The 23,694-nt window shown below is 60.6% G+C and carries 22 protein-coding genes; 14 read left to right on the forward strand and 8 right to left on the reverse strand.

The window, feature by feature from the left end; all coding sequences use genetic code 11:
- Positions 1-173: 173 nt before the first annotated feature.
- The 6 genes from PAF20_RS01755 to tldD all read right to left on the reverse strand — a co-directional run bounded on the left by PAF20_RS01755 (position 174) and on the right by tldD (position 8,059).
- On the reverse strand, positions 174-812 hold the full coding sequence (locus PAF20_RS01755) for a 3-oxoacid CoA-transferase subunit B (RefSeq protein ID WP_271072040.1): 639 nt from the start codon (positions 810-812) through the stop codon (positions 174-176).
- Positions 813-814: 2 nt separating this feature from the next.
- Entirely contained in the window at positions 815-1,519 is a 705-nt protein-coding gene (locus tag PAF20_RS01760; protein ID WP_271072041.1) for a CoA transferase subunit A, read from the reverse strand.
- A gap of 50 nt (positions 1,520-1,569) precedes the next feature.
- On the reverse strand, positions 1,570-2,292 hold the full coding sequence (gene xdhC / locus PAF20_RS01765) for a xanthine dehydrogenase accessory protein XdhC (protein WP_271072042.1): 723 nt from the start codon (positions 2,290-2,292) through the stop codon (positions 1,570-1,572).
- A 107-nt stretch (positions 2,293-2,399) separates the two neighbouring features.
- The gene (topA, locus tag PAF20_RS01770) at positions 2,400-5,039 is read right to left on the reverse strand and encodes a type I DNA topoisomerase (RefSeq protein ID WP_271072043.1); all 2,640 of its coding nucleotides are present in this window, start codon (positions 5,037-5,039) and stop codon (positions 2,400-2,402) included.
- Between the two features lie 289 nt (positions 5,040-5,328).
- Positions 5,329-6,534: a DNA-processing protein DprA gene (dprA, locus tag PAF20_RS01775; protein ID WP_271072044.1), complete on the reverse strand. Its 1,206-nt coding sequence runs from the start codon at positions 6,532-6,534 to the stop codon at positions 5,329-5,331.
- 100 nt (positions 6,535-6,634) lie between these two features.
- On the reverse strand, positions 6,635-8,059 hold the full coding sequence (gene tldD / locus PAF20_RS01780; RefSeq protein ID WP_271072045.1) for a metalloprotease TldD: 1,425 nt from the start codon (positions 8,057-8,059) through the stop codon (positions 6,635-6,637).
- 175 nt (positions 8,060-8,234) lie between these two features.
- On the opposite strand from tldD, the gene coxB reads away from it, so the two are divergent.
- The 14 genes from coxB (at position 8,235) to PAF20_RS01850 (ending at position 22,294) form a co-directional block, all read left to right on the forward strand.
- Positions 8,235-9,131, forward strand: a complete 897-nt coding sequence (gene coxB, locus PAF20_RS01785) for a cytochrome c oxidase subunit II (RefSeq protein ID WP_271072046.1) — start codon at positions 8,235-8,237, stop codon at positions 9,129-9,131.
- 6 nt (positions 9,132-9,137) lie between these two features.
- On the forward strand, positions 9,138-10,052 hold the full coding sequence (cyoE, locus tag PAF20_RS01790) for a heme o synthase (protein ID WP_271072047.1): 915 nt from the start codon (positions 9,138-9,140) through the stop codon (positions 10,050-10,052).
- On the forward strand, positions 10,052-10,324 hold the full coding sequence (locus tag PAF20_RS01795) for a cytochrome c oxidase system small membrane protein (RefSeq protein ID WP_271072048.1): 273 nt from the start codon (positions 10,052-10,054) through the stop codon (positions 10,322-10,324). Before cyoE ends, PAF20_RS01795 begins: the two co-directional genes overlap by 1 nt.
- The gene (locus PAF20_RS01800; protein ID WP_271072049.1) at positions 10,321-10,935 is read left to right on the forward strand and encodes a cytochrome c oxidase assembly protein; all 615 of its coding nucleotides are present in this window, start codon (positions 10,321-10,323) and stop codon (positions 10,933-10,935) included. Before PAF20_RS01795 ends, PAF20_RS01800 begins: the two co-directional genes overlap by 4 nt.
- Before the next feature lie 20 nt (positions 10,936-10,955).
- Positions 10,956-11,756 (forward strand): cytochrome c oxidase subunit 3, encoded by an 801-nt coding sequence (locus tag PAF20_RS01805; RefSeq protein WP_271072050.1) that lies wholly within the window; start codon positions 10,956-10,958, stop codon positions 11,754-11,756.
- Between the two features lie 182 nt (positions 11,757-11,938).
- Positions 11,939-12,619: an SURF1 family protein gene (locus tag PAF20_RS01810; RefSeq protein ID WP_271072051.1), complete on the forward strand. Its 681-nt coding sequence runs from the start codon at positions 11,939-11,941 to the stop codon at positions 12,617-12,619.
- A gap of 9 nt (positions 12,620-12,628) precedes the next feature.
- Entirely contained in the window at positions 12,629-14,011 is a 1,383-nt protein-coding gene (gene thrC / locus PAF20_RS01815; protein ID WP_271072052.1) for a threonine synthase, read from the forward strand.
- Positions 14,008-15,270, forward strand: a complete 1,263-nt coding sequence (locus tag PAF20_RS01820; RefSeq protein ID WP_271072053.1) for a M16 family metallopeptidase — start codon at positions 14,008-14,010, stop codon at positions 15,268-15,270. The genes thrC and PAF20_RS01820 overlap by 4 nt, the downstream gene beginning before the upstream one ends.
- Positions 15,270-15,854, forward strand: a complete 585-nt coding sequence (locus PAF20_RS01825) for a GNAT family N-acetyltransferase (protein ID WP_271072054.1) — start codon at positions 15,270-15,272, stop codon at positions 15,852-15,854. The genes PAF20_RS01820 and PAF20_RS01825 overlap by 1 nt, the downstream gene beginning before the upstream one ends.
- A 5-nt stretch (positions 15,855-15,859) precedes the next feature.
- A complete protein-coding gene (locus PAF20_RS01830; RefSeq protein ID WP_271072055.1) occupies positions 15,860-17,272 on the forward strand; it encodes an FAD-binding oxidoreductase in 1,413 nt (470 codons plus the stop codon).
- Positions 17,273-17,313: 41 nt separating this feature from the next.
- Positions 17,314-18,255: an ABC transporter permease gene (locus PAF20_RS01835; protein ID WP_271072056.1), complete on the forward strand. Its 942-nt coding sequence runs from the start codon at positions 17,314-17,316 to the stop codon at positions 18,253-18,255.
- The gene (locus PAF20_RS01840; protein WP_271072057.1) at positions 18,252-19,067 is read left to right on the forward strand and encodes an ABC transporter permease; all 816 of its coding nucleotides are present in this window, start codon (positions 18,252-18,254) and stop codon (positions 19,065-19,067) included. The genes PAF20_RS01835 and PAF20_RS01840 overlap by 4 nt, the downstream gene beginning before the upstream one ends.
- The gene (locus PAF20_RS01845) at positions 19,064-20,659 is read left to right on the forward strand and encodes an ABC transporter ATP-binding protein (RefSeq protein ID WP_271072058.1); all 1,596 of its coding nucleotides are present in this window, start codon (positions 19,064-19,066) and stop codon (positions 20,657-20,659) included. The genes PAF20_RS01840 and PAF20_RS01845 overlap by 4 nt, the downstream gene beginning before the upstream one ends.
- Before the next feature lie 105 nt (positions 20,660-20,764).
- Entirely contained in the window at positions 20,765-22,294 is a 1,530-nt protein-coding gene (locus tag PAF20_RS01850; RefSeq protein ID WP_271072059.1) for an ATP-dependent DNA helicase, read from the forward strand.
- Positions 22,295-22,318: 24 nt separating this feature from the next.
- On the opposite strand, the gene PAF20_RS01855 is transcribed toward PAF20_RS01850, so the two are convergent.
- The gene (locus PAF20_RS01855) at positions 22,319-23,119 is read right to left on the reverse strand and encodes an EcsC family protein (protein ID WP_271072060.1); all 801 of its coding nucleotides are present in this window, start codon (positions 23,117-23,119) and stop codon (positions 22,319-22,321) included.
- Positions 23,112-23,678, reverse strand: coding sequence for a GNAT family N-acetyltransferase (locus PAF20_RS01860; protein WP_271072061.1), 567 nt, complete (start codon positions 23,676-23,678; stop codon positions 23,112-23,114). Before PAF20_RS01860 ends, PAF20_RS01855 begins: the two co-directional genes overlap by 8 nt.
- Positions 23,679-23,694 lie beyond the last annotated feature (16 nt).

Below are 23,694 nucleotides of genomic sequence, written 5' to 3' on the forward strand. Positions count from 1 at the left end.
CAGTTTCCGTGATGCCTAAGAATTGGGCGCCTGGGTTGCAACCGCCGAAGCGCGGTTTGAAAAAACGAAGGAAAATCTGGGCGTCGGTGGCCGGCCACCTGGACGAATGTTTCCATTCTTAATGAAAAAGGGGGCCGCAGAGCCCCCTTTTGACCCGTTCAAGGCAATTTCGGTCAGACGATTGTCGCCTCGGTCGCGGCGCGAATCTCGTCCTCGGTGACCCCGTCGGCGGTTTCGACGATCTTCAGACCACCCTCAACCACGTCAAGAACGCCCAGATTGGTGATGATGCGGTCCACCACGCCCTTGCCTGTCAGCGGCAGGGTGCATTCCTTCAGCACCTTGGAATCGCCGTGCTTGTTGGTGTGGTCCATGACGACGACCACGCGGCCGACCCCGGCCACGAGGTCCATCGCGCCGCCCATGCCCTTGACCAGCTTTTTCGGGATCATCCAGTTCGCCAGATCGCCGTTTTCGGCCACTTCCATCGCGCCAAGGATCGCCGCCGCAATCTTGCCACCGCGGATCATGCCAAAGCTCATCGCGCTGTCAAAATAGGATGTGCGGGACAGTTCGGTAATCGTCTGCTTGCCGGCGTTGATCAGATCCGGGTCTTCCTCGCCCTCATAGGGGAAGGGACCCATGCCGAGCATCCCGTTTTCGGATTGCAGCGTAATGTCCTTGTCACCGACATAGTTTGCCACCAGCGTCGGAATACCGATGCCGAGGTTCACATACATGCCGTCTTCCAGTTCCTCTGCCGCGCGGGCGGCCATCTGGTTGCGGTCCCAGCCTTTTGCCTCTTCCGCCATGATCAAGCCTCCTCACGCTTGCGGGTGGTGCGCTGTTCGATGCGCTTTTCATGCTCACCCTGAATGACCCGGTGCACATAGATGCCCGGCAGGTGAATGTGGTCCGGGTCGATAGAACCGCGCGGTACGATCTCCTCTACCTCGGCCACGCAGACCTTGCCGCACATCGCGGCGGGCGGGTTGAAGTTGCGGGCGGTCTTGCGGAAGATCAGGTTGCCGGTGTCATCGGCTTTCCATGCCTTCACGATGGAGAGATCGGCAAAAATTCCTTCTTCAAGGATATAATCCTCGCCGTTGAACTGCTTGACCTCTTTGCCCTCGGCGATGACCGTGCCCACGCCGGTCTTGGTGTAAAAGCCCGGAATGCCGGACCCGCCTGCGCGCATACGTTCCGCCAGCGTACCCTGGGGGTTAAATTCCAGCTCCAGCTCACCCGACAGGTACTGCCGCATGAATTCCGCGTTCTCGCCGACATAAGAGGACTGCATCTTCTTGATCTGCTTCGTGTCCAGAAGCTTGCCAAGGCCGAAGCCGTCCACCCCGCAATTGTTGCTTGCAATCGTCAGGTCCTTCACACCGCTTTTGACAAGCGCATCAATCAGCAATTCAGGAATACCGCTGAGGCCGAAACCGCCAGCGGCGATATGCATGCCGTCGAACAGCAGCCCCTCCAGGGCGGCGTCCGCGTCGGGATAAACTTTTTTCATCACGTCCTCCGAAATGGTCGGCAGTTTTGTCGCAAGGGGGTGACGCCGTGTCAATCGACGGTAGCGTTAACCGTAAGCTTTGATGCGATTTCTGCTGCGGTAAAGGCGGCGATCACCTCTGGCCGTTTGTCAGATGAATAATTAGCACCGATGGGGCAGGTCAGACCTGAGCAGTCAATTCCGGTCAATCTGGCCTCCCGCAGGAAACGGGCGCGTTTCGTCGCGCTGCCGATCAGGCCGACATATGCAGCATCGGTTCGACCTAGTGCCTCTGCTGTCAGGGTGAAATCCAGCCCGTGATCGTGGGTCATGACGACGAATGCCGCGCCGGGGCGGGCATCACGGATGGCCAGTTCGGGCAGCGGCGTCGCAACCGTGCGAACGCAGTCTAACTTGGCAATTTCATCGGTGCGTTCGTCGAACAGCGTGACTTCGAAGGGCAGAAGCGCCATCGTCCGCGCCAATGCCCGTCCGACATGCCCGGCCCCGAAGATCAGAACCTGCGGTGGCAGTGGGTGGGCGGCCGGGGCGCCTTTGTCAAATTCCAGAGTGACCCGCCCGCCGCAGCATTGCCCGGTTTCCGGGCCCAAAGTGACGACGGTGACGGCTTGATCCTCGCCGTTCCGCAACATCTTGCGGGCATGGCCGATCGCGTCGAATTCCAGACGTCCCCCGCCAATCGTGCCGCTTGAACCTGCAGCGGATACAAACATCTCCGCGCCCACATCGCGTGGGGTAGAGCCTTGTGTGTCTTTAATCCGAACGCGGATCATTGTCTCTCCGGGACTGGACCGAGTTTACAATACCCTGATGCGACGAATGCGAAAGGGCGCAGCAACCATGCCGCGCCCAGAGTTGTTGCTTGGAACTTCAGGAAAGCTCAGCCGGCATCCTTGTCGGCCGCCGCCTTTTTCGCAGGGGCTTTCTTTGCCGTGGTTTTCTTGGCGGTCGTTTTCTTTGCCGTCTTTTTGGTGGCCGTCTTCTTTGGCGCGGCCTTCTTGGCGCCCTTTTTCGGTGACTTGGCTGCTTTGGCTGCAATCAGTTCCAGAGCTTTTTCCACGGTGACGTCAGCCGGCTCCAGATCACGCGGCAGGGTGGCGTTGATCTTTTCCCATTTCACATAGGGGCCGTAGCGACCATTCATCACCGCTATCTTACCGCCATCGGGATGGTCTCCCAACTCTTTCAACGGCGCAGCCGCTGTCGCACGACCACGCGTCGGCTTGGCCGCCAGAACCTCGACCGCGCGGTTCATGCCGATGGTAAACACCTCATCGACGTCAGGCAGGTTGGCATATTTCTTGCCGTGTTTGACATAGGGGCCATAGCGCCCGATCCCGGCCTCGACCAACTCACCGTCATCTGGGTGGTTGCCGACGGGGCGGGGCAGGGCCAGCAGTTTCAGCGCCTGCTCCAGATCGACTGCATTGGCGTCCCAGCCTTTCGGGATACTGGCGCGGGGTGGTTTTGGAATTTCTTCTGTCGCCTCCCCCCGCTGGACATAGGGGCCAAAGCGGCCATTTTTCAGGCTTATTTCATCGCCCGCATCATGGCCCAGGACCCGGTCGCCAACGGTTTCCTCGCCATCCGGGGCGGAGAGGGGGCGCGTAAACCGGCATTCCGGATAGCGCGAGCAACCGATGAACGCCCCGCCAGAGCGCGCGGTTTTAAGGTTAAGCCGTCCCTGATGGCAGAGCGGACATTCGCGCGGGTCGCCCCCGTCTTCGCGGGGTGGGTACAGGTGCGGGGCAAGCGCGTCGTCGATGGATTCCAGCACCTCGCCGATGCGCAGATCGGATGTGCCATCCAGTGCCGCGGTGAAATCGCGCCAGAAGCGCCGCAACACTTCCAGATAGGCGCGGTTGCCCGAGGAGATGTCATCGAGTTCCGATTCAAGATTGGCGGTAAAGTCGTAAGAGACATAGCGCGGGAAGTATTTCACCAGAAACGCCGTAACCAGCCGGCCCTTATCCTCGGGGATCAGGCGGTTCTTGTCCTTGCGGACGTATTCGCGATCCTGAATCGTGGTGACGATGCTGGCATAGGTCGATGGCCGCCCGATGCCCAGTTCCTCCATTTTCTTGACCAGAGTCGCTTCGGTATAGCGCGGCGGGGGCTGGGTGAAATGCTGGCGGGCGGCGGCGGTTTTGCTGTCATCGACCAGAACGCCTTCTTCGGCGGCGAACGCGGCGATCTTCTTGGCCGGTTCGCCTTCGCTGATCTGGGGCAAGCGGTTGCTGTCCTCGGAATCGTCGTCGTCGCGGCCCTGATCGTAAACGGCAAGGAAGCCGTCGAACATCATCACCTGACCATTGGCGCGCAGCCCGACCTGTCCGTCGGCGCTGGCGATTTCGACGGTGGTGCGCTCCATCCGGGCGGCTTCCATCTGGCTGGCCAGCGTCCGCTTCCAGATCAGGTCATACAGCGCGCGCTGATCCTTTTCGGAAATACGCAGCTTGTCAGGCGCAACCGACATATCCGTCGGGCGGATACATTCATGCGCTTCCTGCGCATTCTTCGCCTTGTTCTTGTACATGCGCGGCGATTTCGGCAGGTATTGCTCGCCGAAACGCGATTTGATGACGTCGCGGGCGGACATCACCGCTTCGGGGGCCATGTCGATCCCGTCGGTCCGCATATAGGTGATCAGCCCGGCCTCATACAGCCGCTGCGCCGTGGACATGCAGGCCCGCGCGCCGAGGCCCAGCTTGCGCGACGCCTCTTGCTGAAGGGTCGAGGTCATGAAGGGCGGCCACGGGTTGCGCGTGGCGGGCTTGGCGGTGACGCTGCTGACCGTCAGGTCGCGGGCGTCGATGGCAGAAAGCGCCAGCCGCGCCTTCTCGGCGGTCGGAATGTCGAAACGTTCAAGCTTGTCCCCGGCAAGGCTTACAAGCTGGGCGTCGTATTCATCGCCCGAAGGTGTCGCCAGACGCGCGTGGACGGACCAGTATTCGCGGGGCTTGAAGGCCTCGATCTCCATCTCGCGCTCGACGATGAGGCGCAGCGTGACGGATTGCACGCGCCCGGCCGATTTCGCGCCGGGCAGCTTGCGCCACAGCACCGGAGACAGGTTGAAGCCGACCAGATAATCCAACGCACGCCGCGCAAGATAGGCATCAACCAGATCGCGGTCGATCTCTCGCGGCTTGGCCATGGCGTCGGTCACGGCATTCTTGGTGATCGCGTTGAAGGTCACGCGGCTGACCGATTTGCCCTTTTTCAGGGCCGGGGCGAGGGCTTCCAGCAGGTGCCACGAAATCGCCTCGCCCTCGCGGTCGGGGTCGGTGGCGAGGATCAGCGCGTCGTCGCCCGACAGCGCGTCGCGGATCGCCTTGAGGTGTTTCTTGGAATCCGAGGCCACCTCCCAACGCATATCGAAATCGGCTTCGGGATCGACCGAACCGTCCTTGGGCGGCAAGTCGCGAACATGCCCGAAGGATGCGAGAACGGTATAGTCGTCGCCCAGATATTTGTTGATCGTCTTGGCTTTGGCCGGCGATTCGACAACGACGACTGGCATGGGGAACCTCATGACGGATTTGGGCGGGGAACATGGGGGCGCAATCGGGGCGTGTCAACGGGCCGCTGCTTTTTCCCTCAACCCGCGCCGCTGGTGTGGGGCAACGATTTGCTGCGCGGTCTGCATGCGATGGACGTCCCCTGAGGGTGAAGCAGGGTCTATGGGTAACGAGACGGCGCAGTCAGGTTGGTCGAGGATTATTTCCCCGGAAAAGTGAGGGAAATTAAAATATTGCGGAGTTCAGACCAACCGCAGGCCCCGAATGGGCATCGACGTCTAACCTGTTTTGTTATTGCAGCGAAATCCGGCCACCTGCCATGCGGGTCAGTTTTCCCGCCAGTTCAAGCTGAACCAATACCGGCGACAGGATTGACGCCGGAACGCCAAGATCACGGATCAGCGAATCCTCTTCAATCGGGTTGGGCGATAGATGTGCCAGCACCTGCGATTCCAGCGTTGCGGCGTTTTGGGCTTTGCGAGGCGGTAATGGCAGGGCAGGGGAACGGGGCGCAATTGCCGCCATAGCGGAGGTCTCGCGTTGGCGCTGTGCAGGCAAAGGAGTCGTTGCAGCCGTTGACGACAGCTGCGCTGCGCCGGCCTGACGTTCGGTCGAGAGTGCCGGTATCGCCTCCAGCACATCGTCGGCATTGCGAACAAGAATGGCGCCGTCGCGAATCAACTGATTGCAACCACCGGCACGACCATCCACCGGATGACCGGGAACCGCCAGAACCTCTCTCCCCTGATCAAGCGCATTTCGTGCGGTGATCAGGCTGCCCGATTTCACCGCCGCCTCAATGATGACGACGCCCTGCGCCAGTCCGGAAATTATCCGGTTTCGAAGTGGAAAATGCCGCGCGACAGGGGCGACACCAGGCGGCTGTTCAGAGATGAGGCAACCGCGATCGCAGATTGTCGCGGCGAGGACCTTGTTTTCGACCGGGTAAATCTGATCGATCCCGCCGGCGATGACCGCCACCGTGCCATGTTTAACGCTGGCCTCATGCGCGGCGGTGTCGATCCCGCGCGCCAGACCGGCGATTACGGTGTTGCCAGCCTCTGCCAAAGCGGATGCCATGCCGCGAGCCATGCGAAGCCCCAGCGAAGATGCGTTTCGGGCGCCGATGACGGCAATCGTTGGATGCGATAGTGCCGCAGCGTTTCCTTTCACCCACAAGACGGGCGGCGCATCGGGGATTTCACGCAGCGCCGCGGGGTATTCGGGCGAATCGCAGCGGATCAGTATGGCGTTGCCTTTGCGACCGGCTTTCAATTCGGCAAGGGCGGCGGCTTCTGTGCAGGGGCTGTATTCCTTCACCCCGGCCCCACGGGCAATGTCGGGTAACGCGTCCAGGGCGGCGGCGGCGCTGCCATGTTCTGCCACCAGCCTGTGAAATGTCGTCGGCCCGACACGCCGAGAGCGAATGAGGCGGAGGAAGCTGAGATCATCATCCTTCGCGGTGGGTGGGGTGCGGGGGGAAGTGAAAGAAAACAACCTTGGAGCCTTTCCGCCTCATTCAAGGTTGTTATCCATGTAAAATGGTTAAATAACTGTTAGTTACGCAGCACTTTGACAATCTGTGTCACCCACCGCATCAAGCGGCAGCGGACCCGCCGACCGTCAGCCCCCCGATCATCAGGGTAGGAAGGCCAACGCCGACAGGAACCCATTGCCCCTGTTTGCCGCACGTGCCCATACCCGGATCAAGCGCCATGTCGTTGCCGATCGCACGTATATGCTGAAGCGCCGTCGCACCGTCACCGATGAGGGTGGCGCCCCTTATCGGATCACCGACAACGCCGTTTTTCACGCGATAGGCTTCGGTGCAGGAGAAAACGAATTTCCCGTTTGTAATATCGACCTGCCCGCCCCCGAAGCCAACGGCATAGATACCGTCTTTCAGGTCTGACAGGATCGAATCAGGTTTCGAATCGCCGCCCAGCATGAAGGTGTTCGTCATTCGCGGCATCGGCGCATGGGCATAGCTTTCGCGGCGACCGTTGCCCGTCGGTTCCACGCCCATAAGCCGCGCGTTTTGCCGGTCCTGAAGATAGCCCACCAGAATGCCGTCCTCTATCAGGGTATTCCGACCCGGCGCGCTGCCCTCATCGTCAACGCTTATCGATCCGCGCCGGTCAGGGATCGTTCCGTCGTCGATAACGGTCACGCCCGGTGCTGCCACGCGCTGACCGAGCAATCCGGCGAAGGCGGAATGACCCTTGCGGTTAAAATCACCCTCCAGCCCGTGTCCCACGGCTTCGTGCAGCAAAATGCCCGGCCAACCCGGACCCAGCACGATATCCATGACGCCAGCAGGCGCGGGTTGAGCGCGCAGATTGACAAGCGCGATGCGCAGCGCCTCGTCTACCTGGGACTGCCAATGTGCGGGCTGAATCAGGCTGTGAAGCGGGATGCGACCGCCGCCGCCGGTGCCGCCGCTTTCCCGGCGCGCATTGTCTTCGACGATGACTGCGACATTCAGTCGCGCCATCGGACGGATATCGGTCACAAGACCGCCCTCGGGACGCAGGATCGCGACCTCTTGCAGGCTGGTTGCCATAGATGCGCTGACCTGAACGACGCGCGGATCCTTTGCCCGCGCATAGGCGTCGATTTCACGCAACAGGTCGATCCGCGTTGCAATGTCGATGCCTTCCGCGGGATCGACAGGCGCGTAAAGGGGCTTGCCTCCGACTTGCGGTGGAACCGCCAGCGTGCGCCCACCATTCCCGACAGCAAGCCTGACCGTTTCAGCCGCGCGGCGCAGCGATGGCAGCGTCAATTCGGTTGAATGCGCATAGCCGGTGACCTCTCCGGCAACGGCGCGCAGCCCGAAACCCTGACTGGCGGTATAGCTGGAGCCGCGCAGCCGGCCATCGTCGAAGATAAGCGTTTCGGCATGGGCGCGTTCGACAAAAATCTCGCCATCATCGGCACCGAGGGTCGCGTCGCGAAGCACCGTCAGAGCGGCTTCGCGGTCGAAATCGCCTTCGAACGGGCGGAAAGGATCATTGGTCATGCGCGGTCCGAATTAAGCAGTGGTTTCAATTTTCAAACGTGCCGCCGGTTACCGAGGTGACTTGTCGCAAGGCGGGTTTTATGGTTGTAAACAGAAAAAGTTTGACTCGAAAGGGTGGCAGCCGCGCCCCGCTCTCTGGCGTGGTGTGCTGTCGACATAGGCAAGGGATACTCGGATGGTGGCTCCAGCGATGATGCGCCGCATGTTTGCGGCAGGTATGGGGGCGGCGGCGCTGCTTTCGGCAGGCGTAGTGCGCGCGCAAGAGGCCGCTGGCGATGTGCTGGGGGATCTTCCCGTCATCGGCAAGCCGGTGCCGCGCGGGCTGGGTTTCCAGCCAGCGTCCAGCCCCGAAGCCCTGGATCAGCAGTGGCTAGACCACTACGTTCTGATCATCATCGCGGTTGTGACGGTTTTCGTCTGCGCGCTGCTTCTTTGGTGCATCGTGCGCTACAACCGCCGTGCCAATCCGACCCCGGCACGTTTCAGCCATAACACGCCGATCGAAATCACATGGACGCTTGTGCCGATCCTGATTCTGATCGCTATCGGTGTATTCTCGCTGCCGATTCTGTTCCGTCAGCTTGCCATTCCGGAAAATCCCTCTGTGGTGATTAAGGCCATCGGCCATCAATGGTACTGGTCCTATGAATACCCGGAAGAGGGTCTGGTCTTCGACGCCCTCATGCTGCCTGAGGAAGATCTGGAGGCAAATGGCTATGCGCCGGACGAATACCTGCTGGCGACGGATAATCCTGTCGTGGTCCCGGTCGGGCAAGAGGTGCTGATGCAGTTCACCGCGACCGACGTGATCCATTCCTGGACCATCCCCGCCTTTGCCGTGAAACAGGATGCTGTGCCGGGCCGTATTGCGCAGCTGGCCTTTACCGCTACGCAGGAAGGCGTCTATTTCGGCCAGTGCTCGGAGCTTTGCGGCATTAACCACGCCTATATGCCGATTGTCGTCAAGGCCGTCTCTCCCGAGACCTATGCGGCTTGGCTGGAAGGCGCGAAAGTCGAATTCGCTGCTTCGGATCTGGAAACCGCGCAGCCGATTCAGCTGGCGTCGAAGTAAGCGCGCGTGGCCGATACAAGCACATATCAGGCGCCAAACGAGGCCGAATTCGGTGACTTTGTCGCGCTGCTGAAGCCGCGCGTCATGTCTCTGGTCGTGTTCACCGCCTTTGTCGGTCTGATTGTTGCACCTGTCGGGCTTCACCCACTGGTCGCGTTCTGCTCGGTCCTGTTTATTGCGATTGGCGGCGGCGCATCGGGCGCGCTGAATATGTGGTACGACGCCGATGTCGACGCCGTGATGAAACGGACGCAGGGTCGCCCGATTCCGTCGGGCCGTGTCGCGGCGGGCGATGCGCTTGCCATCGGGCTGGCGCTGTCGGGCATGGCCGTCATGATGCTGGGCCTGTCGGCGAACTGGTTTGCTGCGGGCTTTCTGGCGTTCACGATCTTCTTCTATGCCGTCATCTATACGATGTGGCTGAAACGCTCGACCCCGCAGAACATCGTTATCGGTGGCGCTGCCGGTGCGTTCCCGCCCATGATCGGCTGGGCCTGCGCAACAGGCGGCATCGCCATCGAGTCGCTTCTTATGTTTGCGCTGATCTTTTTCTGGACGCCGCCCCATTTCTGGGCACTGGCGCTGTTCATGAAGGAAGATTACCACAAGGCCGGCGTGCCGATGCTGACGGTCACACACGGTCGTACTGTCACGCGTCGACACATCTTCGCCTATACGCTTGTGCTTGCGCCTTTTGCCGTCTGGCTTGGACTGACCTCTATCGGCGGGCCCATCTATATGTCGGTGGCCGTTGTATTGAATGCGCTGTTCATCGCGCGCGGCTGGCAGGTCATGCAGCGCACGGATGAACAATCTTACCGCGATGGTCACAAGGCAGAGAAAAGCTTCTTCAAGCTGTCGCTCTATTATCTATTCGCACATTTTGCCGCATTGCTGGCGCAGCACTGGGTGACGCCGTGATGGCACTACGGACTGAGCATGAGCTTCACTCTCGCCGGAGGTCGCGCAATGTCGGCCTTCTGGTGGTATTGCTGGCCTTCGTTGTGCTGATATTCGGGCTTTCGGTCGTGAAGGTCTCAAACGGCAATTCTGCCGCACTTGAAGGCTTCGACCATCAGGTCAGGCCGGCGCTGCTGCCGCGCGAAGATGGCGTCGAGATTGCGCCAAACGATGATCCCGTCGCGGCGCCCGGCACACCCGCTGCGGATCAAGGTGCGAGGACCGCACCATGAGCTTGCTGCCGCGGGATAAGAACCTTCGGGTCATGGTTTCCTTGATCGGTGTGGTGCTTGTGATGGGTGCGCTGGCTTGGGCGGCGGTGCCTTTTTATAACTGGTTCTGCAAGGTCACGGGCTATGGCGGCACGACGCAGGTCGCCTCGGCAGAGACCGCTTCAGAGCAGGTTGTACTGGATGAAACCGTCACGGTCCGCTTCGACGCCAATACTGAGACGAACCTGCCCTGGACCTTCCGTCCGTTGCAGACAGAAATGGAAGTGCCGATCGGCGCAAGCGCGATGGCCTTCTATGAAGCGGTCAACAATTCGGATCGTCCCATCACCGGTCGCGCCAGCTATAATGTCGCGCCAGAGATTGCGGGCTCTTTCTTCTACAAGATCGACTGCTTCTGCTTTACCGAACAAACCCTTCAGCCCGGGGAACGGGTCGAGATGCCGGTCAATTTCGAGGTTGATCCGGAAATCGTGACAGATCGCGACGCCTATAAGGTTCGCGACATCACGCTGAGCTACACTTTCCACGAATATGATACGCCCGAAACGGCGTCGGCAGCGGGCAGTCAGGCCGCGTTGACGACGGACACGGGTGAGATCAAGATGAACTGACGCAATAGCGGGGACAGCCAATGGCGCATGCAAAGAACCACGACTACCACATTCTGCCGCCATCGCTGTGGCCGCTCATCACGGCTGTTTCGGTCTTCGTGATGCTGTTCGGCGCTGTTCTTTGGATGAAAGACAACGGCCCGTGGATGTATCTGATCGGTCTGGTCGGTGTGCTGTACTGCATGTTCGGCTGGTGGGCCGATGTGGTACATGAGGGCGAGACGGGCGATCACACGAAGGTGGTGCAGATCGGCCTGCGCTATGGCGTGATCCTGTTCATCATGTCCGAGGTGATGTTCTTCGTGGCCTGGTTCTGGGCCTTCTTCAAGAACGCGCTTTACCCGATGGGACCTGAAAGCCCGATCCGTGACGGTGTCTGGCCGCCGGAGGGTATTCAGACCTTCGATCCGTGGCATCTGCCGCTGATCAACACTTTGATCCTGCTGCTGTCCGGCTGTGCCGTGACCTGGGCGCACCATGCACTTGTCCACGACAATGACCGTAAGTCGGCCATTCAGGGCACCGCCATTGCTGTTGTGCTGGGCGTCTTCTTTACCATTCTGCAAGCCTATGAGTACAGCCACGCAGCCTTCGGCCTGTCTGACACGGTCTATGGTGGCGTGTTCTTTATGGCGACGGGCTTTCACGGCTTCCATGTCATCATCGGGACGATCTTCCTGTTTGTTTGCCTGATCCGCCTGATGCGCGGCCAGATGAGCGATAAGCAGCATGTCGGCTTCGAAGCGGCGGCTTGGTACTGGCACTTCGTCGACGTCGTCTGGCTGTTCCTGTTCTTCGCGATCTATATCTGGGGTCGCTGATCCGCATTAGCCTGTCAGATTGAGAACGGCGCAGGGGACTGCGCCGTTTTTCGTTGTCAACTGCAACAGGCCGACCCTGCCGCCTGATGATGCGTTTCGGGCACGCCGCTGGCCTTGTGATGACCTGACCTCTTGGCGCTTGCTGCGCGTTTGGGTAATGGAACAGCCAATATGAGATCATCATGACTGCCAGCCGTTCCATCATTCCGCCGCTTCTTTTCGGGGTCGTCATGACGGCTATCCTGATGAGTCTTGGTTTCTGGCAACTGCGCAGGCTGGACGAAAAGACGACCTTGCTGGCCGAAATCCAATCCGGGATTGATGCTACGCCCGTGCCTCTGCCCGCCGAAATCGACCCGGGCATGAAATATCTGCCTGTGACTGTCGCGGGCCAGACGACGGGCGAAGAAATTCTGGTTCTGTCAGGCACGAAAGAGCGCGGCGGCGGCTACAACGTCATCTCTGCATTCGAAACGGAGGACGGTCGGCGCATTCTGCTGGATCGCGGCTATATCGAACAGGACTATCGGCGCACGGCTCGGCCGCCGGTCGCTTTGAGCGTGGCGGGAAACCTGCACTGGCCGCAGGATAATAACAGTTCGACGCCGGATCCCGATCTGAATGCCGGGATCTGGTTTGCGCGCGATGTGCAGGCGATGGCGAACACGCTGGATACTCAGCCGATATTGGTTGTGGCATCAGAGGTCGAGGGCGAGGCCCAAGGCGTAGACCCGATCCCGGTCGCGATAGAGGGGATACCCAACAGTCACTTGTCATATGCCGTGCAATGGTTCCTGTTCGCTGCGACTTGCGCAGGGATGACAGCATGGCTCATCTGGCGTATCAGGCGCCGGACATATTAGGGGCAGACGATGCGTTATATCTCGACACGGGGTCAGGCCCCGGCCTTGAACTTTGAACAGGCGATGCTGACCGGGTTGGCCCGTGACGGCGGATTGTATCTGCCAGAGACCATTCCGCAGATGAACGATATCGCGGCACTTGAGGGCTTGCCTTATGGCGAGGCGGCCTTGCGTGTCATCAAGCCGTTTCTTGGCGAAAGCTTCTCGGATGCGGAACTGAGACAGGCGCTTGAGAACGCGTATAAGGATTTCGGCCATATTGCCCGCGCACCCTTGCGCCAGCTCGCCCCCGGCCATCACCTGCTGGAACTGTTCCACGGCCCAACGCTCGCCTTCAAAGACTTTGCGATGCAGCTGATCGGCCAGCTGTTCCAGATCGCGCTGAAACGCTCTGGCCAGCGAATCACAATTGTCGGCGCGACGTCGGGCGATACCGGATCTGCGGCGATTGAGGCGTTTCGCGGCTTGGATAATGTCGATGTCTTCATCCTGTTCCCGCATGGCCGCGTGTCAGAGGTCCAGCGTCGCCAGATGACTACGCCCGATGATGACAATGTACATTCGCTAGCGCTTGACGGACATTTCGACGACTGTCAGGCGCGGCTGAAAGATCTGTTCAACGACCATGAGTTCCGCGATGAAGTCGGGCTGGCGGGCGTCAACAGCATCAACTGGGCGCGGGTGCTCGCGCAGGTTGTCTATTATTTCACCGCCGCTGTCAGCCTCGGTGCGCCATCGCGAGAGGTCGATTTCACCGTGCCGACGGGTAATTTCGGCGATATCCTTGCCGGTCTGGTCGCAAAGCGTATGGGCTTGCCTATCGGCAAGCTCGTGGTCGCGACGAATCAGAACGACATTCTGCACCGTGCACTGACAACGGGCGAGTACCGTGTCGGACAGGTCGAACCCTCGATCTCGCCATCCATGGATATTCAGGTCAGCAGCAATTTCGAACGTGCCTTGTTCTGGGCCTATGACAAAGATGCAGCCGCAATCCGCCAGCTTATGGATGAGCTGAAGGCCGGTGGCTTCACCATCAGCCAAGGCGCATTGCAGGCGCTGCAAGAAGATTTCGTTTCCGGTCGCGCGTCCGAAGATGAAACGCTTGAGACGATCCGTACTGTGCGCGAAGAAACGGGCGAGATCCTTTGCCCGCATTCCGCCGTCGGTGTGAAGGTCGCCCGCGAACACCTGCGCAGCGGCGTCCCGATGATTACTCTTGCAACCGCACATCCTGCCAAGTTCCCCGATGCGGTCGAGCGGGCGGTGGGCATTCGACCAGCCCTTCCGCCCCATATGGAGGGACTTTTTGACAGGCCCGAACGGTCCGGGCGGGTTGAAAACGACGTCGCGGCGCTTAAATCGCTGATCCTTGAACGGAGAACCGCTTGACCGACACCAATATCACCACTCTGCCGAACGGGCTGCGCATCGTAACCCGCAATATGCCCGGCCTTCACTCTGCCACCCTTGGTCTTTGGGTCGCGGCGGGCGGTCGCGATGAACGGGCAGAGCAGAACGGCATTGCCCACTTTCTGGAACATATGGCGTTCAAGGGAACCGCCAAGCGTTCCGCCCTGCAGATCGCCGAAGAGATCGAGGATGTGGGCGGCTATATCAACGCATATACATCGCGCGATACGACGGCCTATTACGCACGCGTGCTGGAGGCCGATATAGGTCTGGCACTGGATGTGATTTCCGACATCGTGCTGAATCCGGCCTTCGATCAGCGCGAGATAGAGATTGAGCGCGGCGTGATCCTGCAGGAAATCGGCCAGTCGCTTGATACGCCGGACGATATCATCTTCGACTGGCTGCAAGAGGCGGCCTATCCCGATCAGGCCATCGGGCGGACGATCCTTGGCCCGGCAGAGCGCGTGTCCAATTTTGGCCGTACCGATCTGGCAGGCTTTGTCACCGAACATTACGGTCCCGGACAGATCATCCTTGCCGCAGCCGGTGCGGTTGATCACGACGCAATCGTGCGTCAGGCCGAAGCGATCTTTGGCCATCTGGCGGCGCGTTCGTCACCCGCGCGTGATATTGCGCGTTGGCAGGGTGCTGAAACGCGGCGCGTCAAGGATCTTGAACAGGCGCATTTCACACTTGCGTTCGAAGGGCCCGGCTACCTTTCGCCCGACTATCATGCGGCCCAGATATGGACGGTGGCAATGGGCGGTGGCATGTCCTCTCGGCTGTTCCAGAAGATCAGGGAAGAGCGCGGGCTGTGCTATACGATTTTCGCGCAATCGGGCTTTCACGACGATACCGGCATGATGACGATCTATGCCGGAACAGCCGCTGCCGATCTTGCTGAACTGACGCAACTGACTGTCGACGAACTGAAACGCTCGGTCGATGAAATGAGCGATGCAGAGATTGCTCGGGCAAGGGCGCAGCTAAAAGCAGGCACGCTGATGGGGCTCGAAAGCAGCTCTGGCCAGGCGGAACGCATCGCACGCTCCCTGGCGATCTGGGGCCGGGTGCCAGAGCCTGCCGAAACGGCAGAGCGGCTGGATGCCGTGACGCGTGCAGACATTGCCCGCTATGCCGAATCGCTGATCGCGCGGCGTCCGGCGATGGCGCTTTATGGTCCGGTTGATCGTGCGCCCGCGCTTGATACGCTGATAGAACGGCTTGCTGCATAATGTTTGCCCGGCGTCGTCCGATACGGTTGGAAACCGAACGGATGACCCTGCGGCTGCCGCAGCATTCCGACTTCAGCGGTTGGACAGCGCTGCGAGAGGTCAGCCGTGAATTCCTGACGCCGTGGGAGCCGGTCTGGTCTGCCGATCATCTGTCGCGCAAATCTTTCACGAACCGCGTCTACTGGGCGCAGAGAGCCAGCCGCAATGGCTCTGCCATACCGCTGTTTCTGGAGCGCAACGTCGATGGCGCACTGCTTGGCGCAATCACCATCGACAATATCCGGCGTGGTCCGGCGCAGATGGCGACTATCGGCTATTGGATCGGCGCGCCCCACGCCCGGCAGGGTTACATGACCGAGGCGATTGGTGCTGTTGTCAAACATGCCTTTACGGCGATGGAAATGTCCCGGATCGAGGCGGCATGTCTGCCCGACAATACTGCGTCGCGCGGCGTGCTGGAACGCTCGGGCTTCAAATATGAAGGCGTGGCGCAAAGCTATCTGCAAATCAATGGACGGTGGCGCACGCATGTTCTCTATGCAAACCTGCGCCACGACCGACGAGGCAGAACGGATGCGGGATAAGCGAAATGACAAGCGAAACGAAACTCAACCCGGCTGATGAGGCACTGGCGGCTTCCCTGCCGCAAGGTGTTCTGCGCGAGATCGAGCCGCGCCATCTCGAGGAGCCGCGCGGTCGCTATCACGGTCAGGCCGGTCTGCTTGCTGCGCCACGCAATGTGGATGAGGTTTCGGCAGTCGTCAGCGCCTGTGCCGAGGCCCGCGTGGGCATCGTTCCGCTTGGCGGCGGGACGGGTCTTGTCGGTGGTCAGTTGATGCCAAAGGGGCCTGCACCGCTTTTGCTGTCGATGGAGCGGATGCACGCCATCCGCAATGTCTGGCCTGAAGAAAACGTCATGGTGTCAGAGGCTGGCGTAACGCTTCAGGCGGCCCGCGATGCGGCTGAAGACAAGGGCCGCCTTTTTCCACTGTCGCTGGCGTCGCAGGGAACAGCGCAGATCGGTGGCCTGTTAGCGACCAATGCAGGTGGGGTAAACGCGCTGCGTTATGGCACGGCGCGCGCGCTTTGTCTTGGGATCGAAGCGGTCCTGCCCGACGGCAGCATCATGCGCGATCTGAAGCGTTTGCGCAAAGACAACACCGGCTATGACCTGCGCGATCTGCTGATCGGCGCCGAAGGCAGCCTGGGGATCATAACCGCAGCCAGCCTGCGCCTTGTTCCGCCCCCCGCAGCGAATGGCGTCGCGCTGATGGTTGTTCCTGATCCGGCCGCCGCATTGTCCCTTCTTGCACTGGCGGGCAGGCAGTTGGGTGATTGCGTCACGGCATTTGAACTGATTTCGGGGCAGGGACCGCGCTTCCAGATCGAAACGATGCCCGATTTGCGCCAGCCATTTGAGACACCGCCTGAATGGATGGTGCTGATAGAGATCGGGTTGCCAGGTGGGCTGGAAACCGATGCCGCACTGGAAACCCTTTTTGAAGCGGCAGTTGAAGACGGCTTGGCGGAAGATGGCCTGATCGCGCAATCTGGTCAGCAGGCCGCAGATTTCTGGCGGCTCCGCGAAGAGATTCCTGAAGCCAACCGGCTGATTGGCGCGATCTCCAGCCACGATATTTCCCTGCCACTGTCCGAGGTGCCGCGTTTTATCGAGGATGGGCGTGCGATGCTGGCACAGATAGGCGATATGCGCATCAACTGCTTCGGCCATCTTGGCGACGGAAATCTGCACTATAACGTCTTTCCTGCAGCAGGGCGCAAACGCGGGGAATATGACGAACAGCGCCAGCAGATACAGGAAGCGGTGCATGAGATGGTGGTCGGGCGCGGGGGCTCTTTCTCGGCCGAACATGGCATCGGCAGGTTGAAGGTCAGCGATCTTGAGCGTTGGGGTGATCCGGCCCGATTGGCGGCCATGCGCGCGATAAAACAAGCGCTTGATCCGCTTGGCATCATGAACCCCGGCGCGGTTCTGGCCTGATGGGGCTTGCCCACAAACAATCCCGGCCCTAGCGTCCTGATATGCTTCGCTATACTGCCCGTCGACTGATCTCGCTGCTTCTTAGCCTCGCCGTAGCGTCGGTCGTGATTTTTCTGCTGGTCGAGATGGTGCCGGGCGATCCGGCGACGTTCATGCTGGGTACCGGGGCGCAACCCGATACGCTGGCAGCGCTGCGTGAGCAGCTGGGGCTGAACCAGCCCTTGCCGGTGCGATACGTCAATTGGCTGGGCGCTGTCGTCACGGGCGATCTGGGCAACAGTTTTACCTATAAGACCCCCGTCGCGGGCATGATCCTTGACCGGATGCAGGTCTCGCTTCCGCTGGCGGTGCTTGCCCTTGTTATGGCAATCGTTATCGCGTTTCCGATCGGCCTTTTTGCAGCCGCAAGACGGGGCAGCGCGTCAGACACCGCGGTTATGGGGTTCGCGCAGGTTGGTATCGCCCTGCCGAATTTCTGGTTTGCGATGTTGCTGGTGCTTTTGTTCGCCGTGCGCCTGCAATGGCTGCCGGCGGGCGGTTTCAGCGGGTGGGGTGATCCGGTGGCAGCGCTGCGTTCGTTGTTGCTGCCCGCCATAGCACTGGCGCTGCCGCAGGCTGCGATTTTGGCGCGTGTGCTGCGTTCCTCTTTGATTGAGACGCTGGATCAGGATTATGTGCGCACGGCCCGGGCCAAGGGATTGTCGCGCAGCCAGACGCTGAACAGACACGCGCTCAGGAACGCGCTAATACCGGTTCTGACCATTCTGGGAATGCAGTTCTCGTTCCTTCTGGCTGGCGCGATCATTATCGAGAACGTGTTCTATCTGCCTGGCCTCGGGCGACTGATCTTTCAGGCCATCACCCAGCGGGACCTTATCGTCGTTCAATCGGCGGTTCTGGTACTGGTCGGGGCTGTGATCCTTGTGACATTCATCGTCGATCTCGCCTACGCGGCGGTGGATCCGAGGCTGCGTGTCAGATGAGGTGGACGCTGATCATAGGTGCGGTGCTGGCAGGCATCGCGGTTTTGGCAGCCGCGCTGTCGTTTGTCTGGGCACCGTTTGACGTCACCCAGATGGATGTCGCCAACAAGCTGCAACCACCCACATCGTCGCATTGGCTGGGAACGGACCATTTTGGCCGCGACATCCTGTCGATGGTCATGGTGGGTGCGCGAACCTCTATCGCGGTGGCGTTGATAGCAGTGGGCATCGGAATAGGACTTGGCGTACCGCTTGGGCTGATTGCGGCAGCGCATCGCGGCAGTTGGCTGGACGAGATCATTATGCGGGGCAACGACCTTGTTTTTGCCTTCCCATCTCTGGTCATCGCTATCCTGATTACGGCGGCTTACGGGCCGGGCGCCATCAACGCAATCATCGCAATCGGCATATTCAACATTCCTGTTTTCGCGCGGGTGACGCGCGGCGGGGCAATGCCGATCTGGACGCTGGATTATATCCGCGCCGCGCAGGTTTCGGGGAAGGGGCGTGCGCGCATCAGTGTTGAGCATGTGCTGCCCAACATCGCCAATCTGCTGATCGTGCAGGGAACGATCCAGTTCAGTCTTGGCATATTGGCAGAGGCCGGTCTGGCCTATGTCGGTCTGGGGGCGCAGCCGCCGATACCAAGCTGGGGCAGGATGCTGGCCGATGCACAGACATTCGTGACGCTGGCGCCGCATGTCGCAATTATTCCCGGCATGTGTATTTTCCTGACTGTTCTGGGCCTCAATCTTCTTGGTGACGGGCTTAGAGACGTGCTCGACCCGCGGTTGAAGGTGATGCGCACATGATCGAGACACGCGACCTGTCCGTCACCATTCACGGCAAGCCGATCCTCAGGGATGTGGATCTGAGGCTAGAACAAGGCAGAATTACCGGACTCGTCGGGGAATCCGGGTCGGGCAAGTCGATGACTGCCCTTGCGATCATGGGTCTCTTGCCGAACGGTTCCAACACAGGCGGGCAGGTTCTGCTGGACGGGCAGAACCTTTTGACAACGCCGGAAAAGCAGCTTTGCCGCATTCGGGGCAACAGGATCGGCATGATTTTTCAGGAACCGATGACCGCGCTCAATCCGCTGATGAATATCGGTGATCAGGTTGCCGAAGTGCTGCGTATTCAGCATGGCGTGTCACGCGATGACGCGCTGTCCCGCGCACGCGAAAAGCTGGATCGTGTCGGCCTGCCCGGACCGCGTTTCCCGCTGAGCCTTTTCCCGCATGAGCTTTCCGGCGGTCAGCGTCAGCGGGTGGCCATTGCGCTCGCTATTGCAGAAGCACCAGACTTGCTGATCGCGGATGAGCCGACGACTGCGCTTGATGTTACGACACAGGCGCAGATCCTCGACCTGCTGCGCGATCTGGTGACGACAGAGGATATGTCGCTGTTGCTGATCACCCATGATCTGGCGGTCGTTGCTGGCATAGCCGACCATGTCGCGGTCATGAAAGATGGCGTCGTCGTCGAAGAAGGCCCGACCGAGGCATTGTTCCGCGCGCAGGCGCATCCTTATACGCAGGCGCTGTTTGCCGCATCGCGACATGCGCCTGAACGCGTGCCGGTCATGGCAGACGATGCACCGATCCTTTCAGTGCGCGATGCGGTGCGCGAATATGTCCTTCCGCGCCCGTCAGCGTTCGCGCCACACCCGGTGTTGCGTGCGGTGGATGGCGTCAGTTTTGACATTCACGATGGGGAATCGGTGGGGCTGGTGGGTGAATCCGGCTGCGGCAAGTCGACCCTGACGCGCACGATACTTGGCCTCGACCCGCTGCAAAGTGGTGAAATCAGACTGGAAGGTCAGTCGGTCGCAGCGGGTTCCGACATGTCTGCTACGCTGCGCGCCAAGGTTCAGGTGGTCTTTCAGGACCCGTTTGGAAGCTTCGATCCGCGGTGGCGCGTCGACCGGCTGATTGCAGAGCCCTTCTTTCTGACCGGCCATCCGCCCGATTGGCGCGACCGTGTGGGGCAGGCGCTTGAAGATGTCGGGATAGAGCGCAGCGCGTCGCGGCGATACATCCATGAATTCTCCGGGGGGCAGCGCCAGAGGCTGGCAATCGCCCGAGCGCTGATCATCCGGCCGCGTCTTATCGTCCTTGATGAGGCGGTCAGCGCACTTGATGTGCGCGTGCGGGCGCAGGTGCTGGATCTTCTGGCCGATCTGCGGCGCAGGCATGGCATGGCCTATCTGTTCATCAGTCATGATCTGGGTGTGGTTCGTGGGGTGACCGACCGCGTGCTGGTGATGGACAAAGGCAAGATCGTAGAAAAAGGCGAAACCGCCACAGTTATGGACAACCCGCAGCATCCGACAACGCATAAGCTGATGGCAGCGATGCCGCGTATCCCTGAGGAGTGGTCGCAACCGCAGTCTGTTGCGTGAATTTGGTCATTTCCGATAGTCCTTTGTGGCGGGCCATCAAACTTTGAACAGCGCGGGGTTCGCGCGAAGCTTTCCTTCACCGCCGGCCCGCGCTAGGCATCTGCCATGAGCTTGCCCGCATTTTCCCCCGATCAGGCCGAGGCCTGGGATACCCTGTCAGAAGCACTGGAAAGTGCGGGCGTTGATCTGACCGCCGAACAGGTCATCCCGCCGCAGCCGGGCAAGGGCAGGGTGATGGCGGTCATCGGAAAGGCAGGTTCCGGCAAGACCATGATCCTTGCCGCCCTGACGGCCGCGCTGCGCGAGGCTGGCGTTGACGTTATCAGCGGTGACTACGAAGGCAAAAAACGCAAGGATCGCAGAACGGTTGCGGTGCTGGCGCCGACCAATAAGGCGGCTTTCGTGCTGAGAATGCGCGGTGTTCCAGCAACCACCATTCATCGCATTCTCTACACACCTGTTTATGATCCGGAATACGAAAAGATTGCCGACTGGCTGACCGGCTCTGGCGACCGGCCAGCTATCGAAGGTCTGGGTGACGCCGCGCTTGACCGTGCCAAGCAGTTCTACGATCTCCACGCTTCGATCCCCGGCGCGCTTGCTGCGGCTGGGCTGAGGGGGTCTGACTTCATCAAGGGCTGGAAACGGCGAGAGGATGGTCTGGACATCGGGCTGATAGACGAATCCTCGATGCTGGATGAGCGGCAGTTCGAAGACCTGCGCGAGATTTTTCCGGTGCTGATCCTGTTTGGCGATCCGGCACAGTTGGCGCCCGTCGGCCAATCCGGCGAAATGGTATTCGATAGGCTGGCCGCGCCGCAAAAGCTGACGCTCAGCCGCATACACCGTCAGGCGGGTGACAGTCCGATCCTTGATCTCGCCCATGCGCTGTCGGACGAACATCTGGATTTTGCCGGTTTCGAAAACATGGTTCGCGATGCCGCTGCCTCTGACAATCGGGTGGTCTGGGCAGAGCGCGTGGAATCCGACCTGATGGCACGCAGCCCTGTTCTGGTCTGGCGCAATGCCACGCGCATCCGGCTGATCACGGCCTTTCGTGCCGCGCATGGTGCACCGGGCGACCAGTTGCTGGCAGGAGAGCCGCTGATCTGCGACGGCCTTGAACTGCCCCTGAAGCACCGCAACAAGCGTATTGATCTGGAGGCGCGTGGGCTGATCAAGGGCGCACAGGTTATCTATCTTGGGGCTGGCAAGAAGCCCGGCTTTTCGCGGTTGCACGTGATCGGGGCTGAGGATCCGCGCCTTTCGGCAGCCTCAATCGTGAAGATCGAAACGCCGGATGAGGCAGAGCCGTTTATTCCGTTTGCCGCAAGAATGGGGGCAAGCTTTCTGCATGGTGCGGCTGTCACCATCCACAAGGCGCAAGGCTCGCAATGGCCCGATGTGCAGGTCTTCGCGCCAGATATTTCCGCCGCCGCGTGGTCTGGCCGGAACGAGGCGGGGATCCCCCTGTGGAAGCGATTGACCTATGTGGCAATCACCCGCGCCCAGGAGCGGCTGCATTGGGTGACACGGGCAAGGCTGGCGCGGCCTTCTGGTCCGCTGAGCATCAATGACCTTCCGGTTGCCGCGACCTCGCTGGAACTGGTCGCGCCGGAAACGGCAGCAAGTTGACGCTTTCGGGTTGGCCGTTTGCGCTCAGGAAGCGCGCTTGGCTTGCGGGACGCCACTTTCCAGAGATTTGATCCGCATCTCCAACCGCTCGACAAGCGCGGCGCGAGGGATTCCGGTCTCATTTGCAAGGCGAAGCAGCCCGAATTGCACGCGGGCAAGCTCCTGATAGTAGCGCGCGAAGGTGTAGTTAATGCCTGCACCGGCAACGGCGCCCAGAACCGGTACAGCCTGTGCGCCCACTTTGGTCAGCAGTCGCGTGGCGATTTGTGGTGCGAACCGGGTGACCAGCGATTGCAGGGTCCGCCCGCTTATCGCAAGGCGAGCCGCCAGCAGGGCGGTATCAGTCCCGTCATCCTCATCCAGCGGACCGCCAGTCGCGAAAATCCGCAGCGCTTCGGCCCGGATTTCATCGCTGTGCGTGTCGAGGCCATGCTCATCGGCGATTTCAAGGATCGCGCGCAGAAGAATGGTCACGGTCACAGGCAGCTCGACCATGGCGCCGGCAATACCGGCAGCACCACCAATGGCGCCGGCGGCCGTCGTGCCCAGCCGGTTGAACCAGTCGCCCCGGTCGCGCAGAACGCCGCGCGATGCCGATGCAACGCTGAACGTGCGATTGAGCGCCGAGGCAACGGCACCGTCGATGCGTTTGCGCATGAAATCAGGTAAACGCTGGATAAGTTGCTCTCCACCGCCGCCGACACGGTCGAGGATGTCCATCCCCAGTCCTCTTGCATCGACATAGCGCCGTGCCAGACGGTCGATTTCTTTCAGCACCGATTCATCCGTGATCGGTGGCAGGACAATCTGATTGCGTTCAGCCATGCGGCGCGTCCTTTCGCGGCTCTACGTCCCGGCAATTGCCGGTCTGCAGGGGCTCATCATCACGATGCGGGACGTCTGGGTCATTTTCGCGCAGAACCAGGCCCCGTATATCAACCCATGCGCCGGGTTGTAGTTCCAGCCCGAGAACCCTGTCCGGGTTGGTCGGCGGGGGCATCTCGACCTCTTCCAGCTTTTTGAAACCGAACCGCGAATAATAAGGCGCGTCACCGACAAGCATGACCCGTTGCCAGCCATGATCGCGCGCCTTGCCAAGGCTTTCCTGCATCAGCCAGGCGCCAAGGCCCTCGCCCTGTGCGGTCGGGTGTACCGCGATTGGCCCAAGCAAAAGGACCTTTCGTCCGGCGACACGAACCGGCCAATAGCGAATAGCGGCCCTGACGGTGTCGTCGGCACGCAGCAGCAGGCAAAGCGCGCGCACAGGATCCACCCCGTCGCGCAGGCGATAGGATGACAAAGCCGTCCGTCCCGGCGCGAAACACAGATCCATCAGCGTCTCGACCTCGTGCCAATCTTCCGGCCTTTCCTGGCAAAGTTCCACCCAAACCCTCCGTGAT

Source organism: Paracoccus albus, assembly GCF_027913035.1.
GTDB lineage: Bacteria > Pseudomonadota > Alphaproteobacteria > Rhodobacterales > Rhodobacteraceae > Paracoccus > Paracoccus albus.